The organism is Pseudoxanthomonas sp. G3 (assembly GCF_057654715.1).
In genome coordinates this window covers 1,260,206-1,272,255 of record NZ_CM172805.1, presented here as the reverse complement: position 1 = coordinate 1,272,255, position 12,050 = coordinate 1,260,206, and the positions used below count along the sequence as shown (strand labels likewise).

Genomic DNA, 12,050 nt, shown 5'->3' with positions numbered 1-12,050 from the left:
CCTCGTGCATCCGACAGGGGCGCTCCGTATGCTGCGCGCATGACGACATCGCCCGCTTTCCGCTTCCTGCGCCGCGCCGCGGCCTGCGCGTCCGTCCTGCTGCTGGCCGGCTGCGTCACCGCACCACCCACGCCCACGCGCCCTCCGGCGGATACGCGCAGCGAGATCGTGCGGCGCATGCCGACGAAGGTCGCCGAGCGCGAGCGCTGGGCGGCCGACATCGAGACGGCTTTTGCCGCGCAGCGCATCGAGCCCAACAGCGAGAACATCTGCGCGGTCCTCGCGGTCACCGAGCAGGAATCCGGTTACGTGGCCAACCCGGCCGTCGCCAACCTGCCGAAGATCGCCCGCGGCGAGATCGACCGCCGCGCGGCCGCCCTGCATGTGCCGACCTTCCTCGTCGATGCCGCGCTGGCGCTCCGCTCACCCGACGGCCGCTCGTACGCCGATCGCCTGCGCACGGTGCGTACCGAGCGCGACCTGAGCGACATCTACGAAGACATGATCGGCAGCTTGCCGCTGGGCAAGCGCCTGTTCGCGGACTACAACCCGGTGCAGACCGGCGGACCGATGCAGGTGTCCATCCCGTTCGCCGAAGCCAACGCAACGCGCTATCCCTATCCCGTCGAAGGCAGCATCCGGGACGAGGTCTTCACGCGGCGCGGCGGCCTCTACTTCGGCATCGCCCACCTGCTGGGCTACCAGACGCCGTACACACGCAAGGTGCACCGCTTCGCCGATTACAACGCCGGTTGGTATGCCAGCCGAAACGCGGCCTTCCAGAGCGCGGTCGGGATCGCCGCCGGAACGAGGCTGGCGTTGGACGGCGACCTGTTGAATCCGGGAGCGCCGATGGACAAGCCCGGGCAGACCGAGCGCGCCGTGCGCACGCTGGCCAGCGACCTGCGCATGGATGAACGCGAGATCCGCGACGCGCTCCAACGCGGCAACCGCCTCGACTTCGACGACACCCCGCTCTACAGCCGGCTCTATGCGCTGGCCGAAGCACGCGCTGGCAAGCCGCTGCCGCGCGCGATGATCCCCGGCATCACGCTGGAAAGCCCGAAGATCACCCGCGAGCTGACCACCGCCTGGTTCGCCACCCGTGTGGATGAGCGCTACCGGCGCTGCCTGCAGCGCTAGCCGCCCAGTCCCGCCCACCAGCGAGCGTAGGCCTGCCAGGCCGCGGTGCCGGGCACCACATGCATCAGCACGAAATTCAGCGCGAACACGGCCGCCACGAAGCGGAACACGCCGCGCCCGCGCGGCGCCGCTCGATCGAACACGATCAGCACCGCCAGGATCGCGAAGGTCAGCGCATAGCCGCCCCACGAGGGATTGAAACGCGCGCCTTCCGGCAGCAGCGCCAGCATCAGGCGGGCGGCCGCGGGATCGATCATCACCAGTGCCGTGGCCACCATGTAGCGTGCGTGCAGGGCCGAGTCGCGCCGGTGCACGATCGCCAGGCCCCAGAACAGCGCCAGCATCACCGACGCCGCCGTACCCAGGTACAGAAGCATCGACTGCAGCCCGAACATCTCCGGCGGCGCGGCCGCGATCCGCAGATGCGACAGCCACAGCGCGGTGATCAGCACGCCCGGCATCACGCCATAGGAGAACTGCCCCACCTGGCGATGCAGCGCCATGCGGCGGGTGCGGATGAGCCAGGGCTGCACCAGCAGCATCGCCAGCCAGGCGATCATCAGGCCTGCATGCAGGTGAGTAACGGCGTCGGCCAGGCCCAACCGGCTGAAATAGGTCTTCCAGAAGCCCACGCCCACCAGCGCCACCAGGCCCCACATCCATACGCCACTGCCGATGCCCCACGGACCGGATCGGCGCGGCACCGCGCCCGTTGCAGAAACCGCCATCACGCCACCTTTGTCTTGATCGTGGCAGGTTGAACGCCCGCGCCGGCAGGCACCGGCCAGCCGCCTGTCGAATTCCGTCCCGTCCGTTCGTCGCGTTCAGGAAGGCGTCATTCCGACGCCGCTTTCCCGGAGGTTCCCATGCCCTACATCGATGGTTTCGTGGCCGCCGTGCCGAACGAGAACAAGCAGAAGTTCATCGAACACGCCCATCTTGGCGATCCCGTGTTCATCGAGCAGGGAGCCACGCGCGTGGTCGAGTGCTGGGAGGACGACGTGCCCGATGGCAAGGTCACCGACTTCCGCAGGACCGTGCAGGCGAAGTCCGACGAAAGCGTGGTGTTCTCCTGGATCGAATGGCCCGACAAGGCCACGCGCGACGCCGGCATGCAGAAGATGATGGACGACCCGCGCATGTCGCCGGAGAACAATCCCATGCCGTTCGATGGCAAGCGCCTGATCTACGGCGGCTTCGTGCCGACGCTGGAACTGGGCGACAGCGCGGGCACGTCGTCCTACGTGGACGGCTTCATCCTCGCCGTGCCGACGAAGAACAAGGTGGCGTTTACCGACTATGCCACCACGTTCGACACGATCTTCATGGGCTACGGCGCCACCCGCATCGTCGAGGGCTGGGGCGACGACGTACCGCGCGGCAAGCAGACCGACTTCTTCCGCGCCGTGGATGCGAAGGATGACGAGACCGTCGCGTTCTCGTGGGTGGAGTGGCCGGACAAGGCCACGCGCGACGCCGGTATGCAGAAGATGATGGAGGACCCGCGCATGGATCCGTCCAACAAGGACAACCCGCCGATGCCGTTCGACGGCCAGCGCATGGTCTACGGCGGCTTCACGCCCGTCGTGGAGCTGCGCGGCTAGACGTGCGGAGTACGCGACGGCCCGGCGGCCGGGCCGTCGCAGGGTGTTGGCTTGCAGGGCGGCTCAACGGGTCTCCGACAAGGCGTGCAGGATGTCGACATAGGACTTTTCGATATCGGCCAATCCCGCCGCCTTCACGCCTTCGGCCGGGTGGATCAGCATGAACTCGTCGGGCCCGTGCGCACCGGTGCCGTAACCCAGTCCGCCGAACACGAACGGCAGATCCAGCGTGCGCGTGAACTGGTAGAACGGCGCACTGCCTCCGAGCCAGGGCGAGACCCGCGTCCTGGCGCCGTACTTGTTCAGCACGCCCAGCATGGCCTGCACGAGCGGTGCCTCGACCGAGGTCGAGGCGGCGGGATAGCCAGACATCGGACGCAGCACGATATCGCTGAAACCCTTGGCGTCCAGATGCGTACGAATCATCCGGTAGACGTCATCCGGTTCCAGACCGGGCGGCAATCGCGAGTCCATCTTGGCGGTGGCCACATGCGGCAGGATGGTCTTGATGCCCTCCCCGGTGTAGCCGCTCCACAGGCCATCCACATTGAGCGTGGGGTCGTACAGGTCGCGCACGATCGCATCGCGCCCGGTCAGCCCGTCGATCCAGCGCGAGACGCCGAAGCTGCGCTGCACCGTCGCGTCGTCGGCGCCCGCAGCCAGGGCGTTGATCAGGCGCTGCTGCTCCACCGTCGGCGCCTTCACCGACGCGTAGTACCCCGGGATAGCGATGGTGTTGCCGTCGGGCGTGGTCATCGAGGCGATCGCCTGCACTAGCCGGAGCGTCGGCGAGTCGACCAACGACTTCAAGGAGCCGTGCACCTCGGACTTCGCAGGGCCTCCCCACGCGCCACCCTTGGATTCGAGCTCGAAGTACACGATGCCCTTCACGCCGAGATTCAGCGACGCCGAGCCATCCGGCCGCTGGATGTTCATCGGGAAGAACGCCCCATCGGCCTTGCGCAGGCGATCCAACCACGGTTCGATGACCTTGCCGAAGTTCGGCGAACCCAGCTCTTCCTCGCCCTCGGCGATCACGTACAGGTTCACCGGCAGCGTGCCATCCGTCTTGATCATGGCGTCCAACGCATTCAGGAACGCGCGTTGCGGCCCCTTCTGGTTGGTGGCGCCGCGCGCCATCAGCACCGTACCGTGCTCATTCCTGACCAGGGAACCGGCGAAGGGGTCGTCGATCTGCCAGTTGTCCTCGATCGGTTGCACGTCGTACATCATGTAGACGACGAGCGTCTTCTCGGCGCCCGCATCGTAGTAACCCAGTACGCCCGGATGCCCGGGCGTCTCCACCTTTCGCACTTCCCGGAAACCCAGCGCGCGCAAGTCGTCGGCGACCAGATTCGCCATCGCGTCGATGCCGTCGTCTTGCGCACTGATGGAACGCTGCCTCACCCAGCGTTGCAGCTGCAAGGTATGCGCGTCGATGTCGGCATCGATCCTTGCGTAGACCGCGTCATGCTTGCCGGGATAGGCCGGCACGCGAGACGCATCGAACGCCTCCGACGTGGACCAGGGATAGGTAGGCCGGGGCGAATCCGCGGCAAGCGCAGGCGCCATGCCCGTGCACAGCAACGCAAGAAGAAGACAGGACGACAACGCGCGCAGACTGGACATCATCACTCCGGGATGGGTTGCGATGATCGCACCCTACACGAGCCGGCTCGCAGGGCTTGCGACGAGCACGCTACGGATGTTCTGCCCCGATGACATCCCGGCGTGGCGGACCCGCACACGCCGGGGGCCACGCCGGATCGGCGCCAGGCGCCAGATCCACGAGGAAGAACTCGCCCGAGGCGGCGCCGTCGGCCTGGGCGAAGAGCACGCGCTTCCCATCCGGCGACAACAGAGGGCCCACCTGGAAGACATCGTCGCGCGCAGGCACCCGACCGCGTTGGCGCCAGCCATCGTCTTCGCGGTCGTATACGTAAAGATGTGATCGCGTGCCGCGGTTGGCCACCACGACCAGCACGCGCCCGTCCCGCGAAAGATCGGCTTCGTACTCGTCGCCCGCGGTATTGACCGGCGTAGGCAACGGCGTCACTTTCCACCGCCCATCGTCATGTGGCGTGGCGAACCAGAGATCGCGGCCTCCGACGCCCCCGGCGCGATGCGAACCGAACAGCAGGCGCCCATCCGCCAGCGGACGCGGCAGCAGCTCGGTATGCGGCGTATTGACGGGGGCGGGCAACCGCTCCGGTTCGCCCCAACGCCCGTCGGCGAGGCGGGTGACGCGCCAGATATCGAGATCGCCCGGCGTCGTGCGGTCGCTGGCGTAATAGAGCCAGGCGCCGTCGGGGCTGTAGGCGGGGTCCGTCTCCAGCGCGGGAGCCGGACCCGCGAACGCAGGCTCTCGGGGAGCGCCCCACTGCCCGCCTTCGCACGTCGAGATCAGCAACCGATACCGATCGAACGCGGGCGGCGCGCGGAAGAAGGTGAGTTCGCGACCATCGGGGGAAAACACCGGGGACGATTCGTACTGGTCGGAGGAAAGCGCGGGTGGTGTCCACCGCACGGGCGACGTGGGTACCACGATATCCGACGCGGGCGCCGCGTGGGACATCGCAGCAAGCAGCACCAACGGAAGCCATAACGCCGAACGGACGGACATGCCATATCTCCTCTGGATCACGTGCGACCGTACAGTCCCCGTGCGCCGGGACGTAGCGAGCATTGCGCAACCCAGCCTTGAGCCGGCTTCAAGGTACGCCGGGTTCCGTTCAAGCCTGCGACTGGCTAGGGTACGCAACTCCAAGGAGACGAACATGATCAGAACAGGCGGTTGCCGATGCGGCGCGGTGCGCTACACCTTGAGCGCGGAACCCCTCGCGGTAAGGCTTTGCTGGTGCCGCGACTGCCAGTACTGGACCACCGGCAATGCGGCGGTGAACATCCTCGTTCCGCGCGATGCCGTGCGGGTAGACGGTGAACTGGCCGGTTGGGACAGCGTCGCGGACAGCGGCCACCACATGCGCCGTTCGTTCTGCCCGCGCTGCGGCACGCCCGTGTTCAGCGAAGCGCGCGAAACCCCCGAACGCATGGTGATCCGTGTGGGCACCCTCGACGATGGCACCGACATCGTGCCGACCACCGTCATCTGGACCGATTCGGCGCCGGCGTGGGCCATGATCGATCCCGCGCTGGAGGCATTCCCGCGACAACCGTAAGTCAGTCCTCCTGCGGACGCGGGCGACCGGGAATCCGCCGACGCGGCGCCTGCGCTTCGCGTTCGTCCATGTCGCGAACGCGACGCCCGGCTTCACGGATCAGGTCTGGCAGAAGGTGCGCCTCGGGCAGGTGCTTCCAGTACTTCTGCGGCATTTCCTGCCGCATCATGCGGACGTTCAAGCGCGCGGGATTGAAAATGCTGGCGTAGTACGTCCGCCACAGTGCATCCTCGGCGTCGTCACCCGGCACGTCGGCGCGTTGCGCACCTTCGCCCGCCCACAGCTGCGCTCCGTCCCACTGCACGCTGCGATACGGCGTGAGGATCGCCCAGCGCATGCCGGCGAAGCGGCGCATGAAGAACGGAGCGACCCGGTCGACGATGAAGTGGTCCGGCTCGAACCATGCCAGGTAGGCGTTGTCTTCGCCCTCGATCTGGCGGAAGCGCACGAACGCCTTCATCTTGTGCGTATCGCGGCGCACGGCCTGGGCCAGCCGCGTGGCGCGATGCACGTCGGCATCGGTGGCGCGGTCAAGCAGCGCGCGTTGGCCCTCGCCGATCCGCCACAGCAGGCGGTACAGCAACGCATGACGGCCGATGTCGCGATGGCACAGCACGGCGGCGGCGAGCGCCATGAAATCCGCCGGTACCGAAAGGCCCGTGCGCCGTGCCGCTTGCGAGGACACCTCGTCGCCGCCCAGCAGTCCGCCCTGGGCATCGGCTTGCCACTCGACGGCGTCTGGAGGCAGTCCGGCCTCCCAGGCCTGCCGCGCCTGCGCACGCCAAGCATCCAGGTCCCAGGCCGGCATGACGGTGGCGCGGAACACGCTCGTGTTCAGCCGAACAGATCGGCTTGGCGTGGTGCCGGGGCGAGTTCGCGCCGCAGTCGTACGGGATCGTCCAGGCGCTGCCGCGGATGGTGGTCCAGCAGCACGATGAACGGCAGCACTTTCTGCAGCGGCGCGCGCAGTCGGGCGAGGTCGGCCACACGCAGGCGGCCCTGGCGACGCGAGTCGATGATCCGCTGCACGTTGCGCGCGCCCAGGCCAGGCACGCGCAACAGCATCTCGCGCGGCGCTGCGTTGAGGTCGACCGGGAAACGATCCGGGTGGCGCAGCGCCCACGCGAGCTTGGGGTCGATGTCCAGGTCGAGCATGCCACCCTGCGCGGCATCTTCGCCGACGATTTCCCCGACCTCGAACCCGTAGAACCGCAACAGCCAGTCGGCCTGGTAGAGACGATGCTCGCGCTGCAGGGGCGGCGCCCGCAGCGGCAACTGCGTGGAGGCATCCGGGATGGGACTGAAGGCGGAGTAGTACACGCGACGCATGCGGAACTGTCGGTACAGCGCGTCGCTGCTGACCAGGATGTCGCGATCGTCCGCCGCGTCGGCACCGACGATCATCTGCGTGCTCTGCCCGGCCGGTGCGAACTTCGGCGGACGCTTGCGCCCCGGCTTCGCCTCCTGCTTCGTCGGCTTCGCCGCCTGGATGCGCGTATGCAGCTCGCCCATCGCAGCGCGGATGCCGTGCGCCTGTTTCTGCGGCGCCAACTGCTTCAGACCGGCTTCCGTCGGCAGTTCCACGTTGATGCTGAGGCGGTCGGCATACCGGCCGGCGGCGGCGAGCAGTTCCGGCGAGGCCTCGGGAATGGTCTTCAGGTGGATATAGCCTGCGAACCGATGATCCTCGCGCAGGCTGCGGGCGACCTCCACGAGCTGCTCCATCGTGTAATCGCCGTTGCGGATGATGCCGCTGGAGAGGAACAGGCCTTCGATGTAATTGCGCTTGTAGAACTCCAGCGTCAGCCGTACGACTTCGGCCGTGGCGAAGCGTGCGCGCGGCACGTTGCTGGACACCCGGTTGACGCAGTAGGCGCAGTCGTAGATGCAGAAGTTGGTCAGCAGGATCTTCAGCAACGACACGCAGCGGCCGTCCGGCGTGTAGGAGTGGCAGATCCCCATCCCTTCCGTGCTTCCCACGCCGCCCTTGCCCAGCGAATGGCGCTTGCCGGCGCCACTGGACGCGCAGGAGGCATCGTACTTGGCCGCGTCGGCCAGGATCGCCAGCTTGTCCTTCAAATGCATGCGCCGATTCTATCCGCCGGCATCTCCAAACGTGAGACGGAAACCGGGCTACGGCATTCATCAACGTGATGCCGCCCTCTCGTCAGCGTGAAGGCCGTCGCCCAGCGGCTGCGTTGCGTTCGCGGGACCTCTTCGCGTCCCTCCACTCGGCCCTTCGCACGCAAACGGTTCATGGCGCGATCCAGGCGCCGCTATTCGCACCAGCGCTGTGCGACACGCCCAAAGCGTATGGAATAACGAAAATTACCTTTGTGTCAGCGCGTATCGTGATGTGACATGAGCCACACTTTCCGCCATTTATCGCCGCCTAAGGTTCAGAGGCGGCACTGCAGTGCGTCATTCCAGTGCCGAAGAGAGAGGGCCTTCACCACCACACTTGTTTAGGGGCGCAGCACATGGGCAAGAGAGCGGAACCGTACGTACGAATGACCAGGGCGCCGTTGGCGTCCGCCGTGAAATGGGCCTTGGCGGCCGCCGCGCTGGTCGGCAGCAGTACCGCCGTCGCGCAGACCGCGGAGACACCGCCCGCACCGACACCCACGCCCACCACCGAAGAAGCGACGACACTGGACACCGTGTCGGTGCTCGGCAGCCGCGGCCAACCGCGCAGCGTTTCCTCCTCCGCCGTGCCGATCGACATCATCAGCGCCGAGGAGTTCCGCAACCAGGGCTCGACCGATGCTCTGGACCAGCTGCGCGTGCTGGTGCCGTCGTTCAACGTCAGCACCATCCCGATCGATGACGCGGCCAGCCTGATCCGTCCGGCCAACCTGCGCGGCCTGCCGCCGGACAACACGCTGGTGCTGGTGAACGGCAAGCGCTTCCATCGCTCCGCGGTCATCACCTTCCTCGGCCACGGCCTGTCCGATGGTTCGCAGGGCCCCGACCTGTCCGTATTCCCGTCGCTGGCGCTCGAGCAGGTGGAAGTGCTGCGCGACGGCGCGGCGGCGCAGTACGGCTCCGACGCGATTGCCGGCGTGGTCAACTTCGGCCTGAAGAAGATCAGCGAAGGCGGCGCGTTCGAGGCCTTCGCCGGCCAGTACTACGAAGGCGACGGCTTCACCACCCAATACTCGGCGCAGATCGGCTTGCCGCTCACCGCGCGCGGCTACGCAACGCTGACCGCCGAATGGCGCCAGGCCGACGACACCTCGCGCAGCGTGCAGCGCGACGATGCCGCCGCCGCGATCGCGGCGGGATATCCGGACGTGCCGGTGCCGGCGCAGATCTGGGGTTCGCCGAAAGTGGACGACGATCTGAAGTTCGTCGCCAACCTGGGCATCAGTGGCGACAGCGTGGACGTCTACCTGTTCGGCAACTACGCCCAGCGCGACGTGGACGGCGGCTTCTACTACCGCAACCCGACCGCGCGCTCGGGCGTGTACTCCAACGATGGCGGCGCGACCCTGCTGATCGGCGACACCACCGGCGCGGGCGGCTGCCCCACCATCGCTCTGCGCGATGGCGCCGGCAACCTGATTCCCTACAGCACCGTGAGCGCCGCCGTCGCGGCCCTGCCGTCGAACTGCTTCACCTTCCTGTCGTCATTGCCGGGAGGTTTCACCCCGCGCTTCGGCGGCAGCCTGGAAGACATGTCCGTGGTCGGTGGCGTCAAGGGCACCTGGGGCAATGCGTGGCATTGGGATGCCAGCGTCACCTACGGCCGCAACGACATCGACTTCGTCATCTACAACACGGTCAACGCCTCACTGGGCGCCGCGCAGCCCGCTGGCCTGCGTTTCTCGCCGGGTGGCAACACGCAGACCGAAAAGGGCGTGAACTTCGATGTCGGCACCGATTTCGAGACGTCGTTCACTGCCCAACCGGTGCGCCTGTCGGCCGGCACGGAATGGCGCGAGGAAAGCTTCGAGGTGAAGGCGGGCGATGCCGCCTCCACCGGCATCGGGCCGCTGACCGAGCAGGGCTTCGCGCTCGGCTCCAACGGCTTCAACGGCTTCAATCCGCGCACGGCGGGTGAATGGGATCGCAAGAACTGGGCCGTGTACCTGGACCTGGAGGCCCAGTTCACCGAGCAGCTGCTGTTGGCCGCCGCCATCCGCCACGAGGACTTCGACGACTTCGGCAGCACCACCAACGGCAAGCTGACGGCGCGTTTCGACGTGTCGGATACGTTCGCGCTGCGCGGCGCGTACAACACCGGCTTCCGCGCGCCCACGCCCGGCCAGGCGAACATCAGCCAGATCAGTACCGCCTTCAACGGCAGCGTGCTGGAGGACATCGCCACCCTGCCGCCAACCAATCCCATCGCGATCCTCAAAGGCTCCCGCCCGCTGACGCCGGAAGAGTCGAAGAACATCTCGCTGGGCATGGTGTGGAGCAGCGGCGACTGGCTGGTCACCCTGGACGGCTACCGGATCGAGGTGGAAGACCGCATCGCCCTCAGCACCAGCTTCGCACTGACGCCCGAGGAACGCGATGCGCTGGTCGATTCCGGCAATCCGGAAGCGGCCTCGCTGAGTTCGGTCACCTACTTCGGCAACGCGTTCGATACCACCACCACCGGCGTGGACCTGGTGGCCAGCGTGGAAACCGACCACTTCGGCGGCACGACGACCTATTCGCTGGCCGCGAACTGGAACAAGACCGAGGTGGACCGGTACGACCCCAACTTCATCAACGAAGCCCGCGTCTACAAGATCGAGGAATCGCTGCCGAAGACCAAGGGCTACTTCAGCATCAACCACCAGCGTCCGGTCTTCCACGCCAATCTGCGTTTCGGCTACTACGGCTCCTGGTACGAGGATCACCTGGACAGCGGCGCGATCACCGTGGAAGACGGCGGTCTGCCGATCTACGAGGACAGCACGGTCATCGTCGATGCCGAGGTGGGCTGGAAGTTCGCCTCCGGCCTGTACGTCAACGTCGGCGCGCAGAACCTGTTCGACGAGACCCCGGACGACAACCCGTGGGGTGCGGCCGTGGCCGGCGCAGCTTATCCGGTGCATTCGCCTTACGGTTTCAACGGCGGTTTCTACTACGCACGCGTGGGCTGGAAGTTCTGATCCATCCTGACCGGTTTGCCGGTCCCCAGGCCGGTGCCCCTCGCGGGCACCGGCTTTTTTCTTTGACGTCTAACGCGGCGACGTGTCGCGGGCGACACCCACGGCCACCTCAGCGACCAGTCCACGCAACCACTGGTGCGCGGGATCGTGGCGATAGCGCACGTGCCACGCCATCTCGAGCGGGAACGTCCCGAGGTCCACCGGCGCCGGCAGCACCTTCAGGCGCGGATCGCGCGCCAGGTGCCTGCAGATCAACTTCGGCAGCGTCGCGCAATAGTCCGTGGCGGCGACCAGCTCGGGGATCGACAGGAAGTGCGTCACCGACACGACGACGTCGCGGCGCAGCCCCTGCTTCTCCAGCGCCTGGAACAGGCCCGCGCGCAGTTTGCCGGGGGGCAAAACATTGACGTGCTTGAGCTGCTCGTACTGCACCTTCGACAGGCGCTTGTTGACCACCGGATGATCCGCGCGCACCACGCAGGCCAGTCCGTCGTCCATCAGGTGCTGCACCACCAGGTTGTCGGGGGGTGCCACGATGCGTCCCAGCACCATCGCGGTCTCGCCGGAGATCGCGCCGGTTTCGGCCAGGTCGGTCCCATAGGGCGTCAGCCGAAGCCTGATACCGGGCGCGCGTTCGCGCAGCCGCGCGACGATGGCGGGCACGAGCACGAATTCCACGTAGCTGTTCGGCGCCAGCGTGAACAGGCGCTCCGCCTTCGATGGATCGAATTGCCGTTGCCCCAACACCAGCGCATCCACCTGCGACAGCGCCGCGGCGATGCCGGGCGCCAGCGCGATCGCCTTCTGGGTTGGCTGCATGCCGTAGCGCTCGCGGATGAACAACGGATCCTGCAGCGTGTCGCGCAGGCGCGCGAGCGCGTTCGACAGCGCCGGCTGGGTGATGCCCAGCCGTTCGGCCGCACGGGTGACGTTGCGCTCTTCCATCAGCGCGAGGAACACCGGCAGGAGGTTGAGGTCGTAGCGCACCCAGTCATATTGATGTGGATATATCTGGA

The 12,050-nt window shown here is 67.1% G+C and carries 9 protein-coding genes and 2 pseudogenes; 5 read left to right on the top strand and 6 right to left on the bottom strand.

Going from position 1 to position 12,050, the window contains the following annotated elements; all coding sequences use genetic code 11:
* Positions 1 to 39 precede the first annotated feature (39 nt).
* Complete coding sequence (locus AC23D6_RS05940; RefSeq protein ID WP_487751860.1) at positions 40 to 1,143, top strand: DUF1615 domain-containing protein; 1,104 nt, start codon at positions 40 to 42, stop codon at positions 1,141 to 1,143.
* Here AC23D6_RS05940 and AC23D6_RS05935 read toward each other — a convergent pair.
* On the bottom strand, positions 1,140 to 1,871 hold the full coding sequence (locus AC23D6_RS05935) for a hypothetical protein (protein ID WP_487751859.1): 732 nt from the start codon (positions 1,869 to 1,871) through the stop codon (positions 1,140 to 1,142). The genes AC23D6_RS05940 and AC23D6_RS05935 overlap by 4 nt on opposite strands.
* 138 nt (positions 1,872 to 2,009) lie before the next feature.
* On the opposite strand from AC23D6_RS05935, the pseudogene AC23D6_RS05930 reads away from it, so the two are divergent.
* A pseudogene (locus AC23D6_RS05930) lies at positions 2,010 to 2,372 on the top strand (DUF1428 domain-containing protein); the annotation flags it as partial.
* The gene (locus AC23D6_RS05925) at positions 2,358 to 2,747 is read left to right on the top strand and encodes a DUF1428 domain-containing protein (RefSeq protein ID WP_487752578.1); all 390 of its coding nucleotides are present in this window, start codon (positions 2,358 to 2,360) and stop codon (positions 2,745 to 2,747) included. The pseudogene AC23D6_RS05930 and the gene AC23D6_RS05925, both read left to right, overlap by 15 nt.
* Before the next feature lie 63 nt (positions 2,748 to 2,810).
* Here the strand turns inward: AC23D6_RS05925 and AC23D6_RS05920 are convergent, their stop codons facing one another.
* Both AC23D6_RS05920 and AC23D6_RS05915 read right to left on the bottom strand, forming a co-directional pair.
* A complete protein-coding gene (locus tag AC23D6_RS05920) occupies positions 2,811 to 4,376 on the bottom strand; it encodes a M20/M25/M40 family metallo-hydrolase (RefSeq protein ID WP_487751858.1) in 1,566 nt (521 codons plus the stop codon).
* 70 nt (positions 4,377 to 4,446) lie between these two features.
* Positions 4,447 to 5,370, bottom strand: a complete 924-nt coding sequence (locus tag AC23D6_RS05915) for a TolB family protein (RefSeq protein WP_487751857.1) — start codon at positions 5,368 to 5,370, stop codon at positions 4,447 to 4,449.
* Between the two features lie 154 nt (positions 5,371 to 5,524).
* Between AC23D6_RS05915 and AC23D6_RS05910 the strand changes: the two genes are divergently transcribed.
* On the top strand, positions 5,525 to 5,926 hold the full coding sequence (locus AC23D6_RS05910; protein WP_487751856.1) for a GFA family protein: 402 nt from the start codon (positions 5,525 to 5,527) through the stop codon (positions 5,924 to 5,926).
* Positions 5,927 to 5,939: 13 nt separating this feature from the next.
* On the opposite strand, the pseudogene AC23D6_RS05905 reads toward AC23D6_RS05910, so the two are convergent.
* A pseudogene (locus AC23D6_RS05905) lies at positions 5,940 to 6,752 on the bottom strand (TIGR03915 family putative DNA repair protein); the annotation flags it as partial.
* An 8-nt stretch (positions 6,753 to 6,760) separates the two neighbouring features.
* Positions 6,761 to 8,011: a putative DNA modification/repair radical SAM protein gene (locus tag AC23D6_RS05900; protein WP_487751855.1), complete on the bottom strand. Its 1,251-nt coding sequence runs from the start codon at positions 8,009 to 8,011 to the stop codon at positions 6,761 to 6,763.
* Positions 8,012 to 8,463: 452 nt separating this feature from the next.
* On the opposite strand from AC23D6_RS05900, the gene AC23D6_RS05895 reads away from it, so the two are divergent.
* Complete coding sequence (locus AC23D6_RS05895) at positions 8,464 to 11,034, top strand: TonB-dependent receptor plug domain-containing protein (protein WP_487751854.1); 2,571 nt, start codon at positions 8,464 to 8,466, stop codon at positions 11,032 to 11,034.
* Between the two features lie 69 nt (positions 11,035 to 11,103).
* On the opposite strand, the gene AC23D6_RS05890 is transcribed toward AC23D6_RS05895, so the two are convergent.
* Positions 11,104 to 12,021: a LysR family transcriptional regulator gene (locus AC23D6_RS05890; RefSeq protein WP_487751853.1), complete on the bottom strand. Its 918-nt coding sequence runs from the start codon at positions 12,019 to 12,021 to the stop codon at positions 11,104 to 11,106.
* Positions 12,022 to 12,050: the final 29 nt, after the last annotated feature.

Bases quoted from the DNA above. Each gene is read 5' to 3' on its own strand.
- AC23D6_RS05940 (WP_487751860.1), top strand. From the start codon at position 40: ATGACGACATCGCCCGCTTTCCGCTTCCTGCGCCGCGCCGCGGCCTGC.
- AC23D6_RS05935 (WP_487751859.1), bottom strand. From the start codon at position 1,871: ATGGCGGTTTCTGCAACGGGCGCGGTGCCGCGCCGATCCGGTCCGTGG.
- AC23D6_RS05920 (WP_487751858.1), bottom strand. From the start codon at position 4,376: ATGTCCAGTCTGCGCGCGTTGTCGTCCTGTCTTCTTCTTGCGTTGCTG.
- AC23D6_RS05915 (WP_487751857.1), bottom strand. From the start codon at position 5,370: ATGTCCGTCCGTTCGGCGTTATGGCTTCCGTTGGTGCTGCTTGCTGCG.
- AC23D6_RS05910 (WP_487751856.1), top strand. From the start codon at position 5,525: ATGATCAGAACAGGCGGTTGCCGATGCGGCGCGGTGCGCTACACCTTG.
- AC23D6_RS05900 (WP_487751855.1), bottom strand. From the start codon at position 8,011: ATGCATTTGAAGGACAAGCTGGCGATCCTGGCCGACGCGGCCAAGTAC.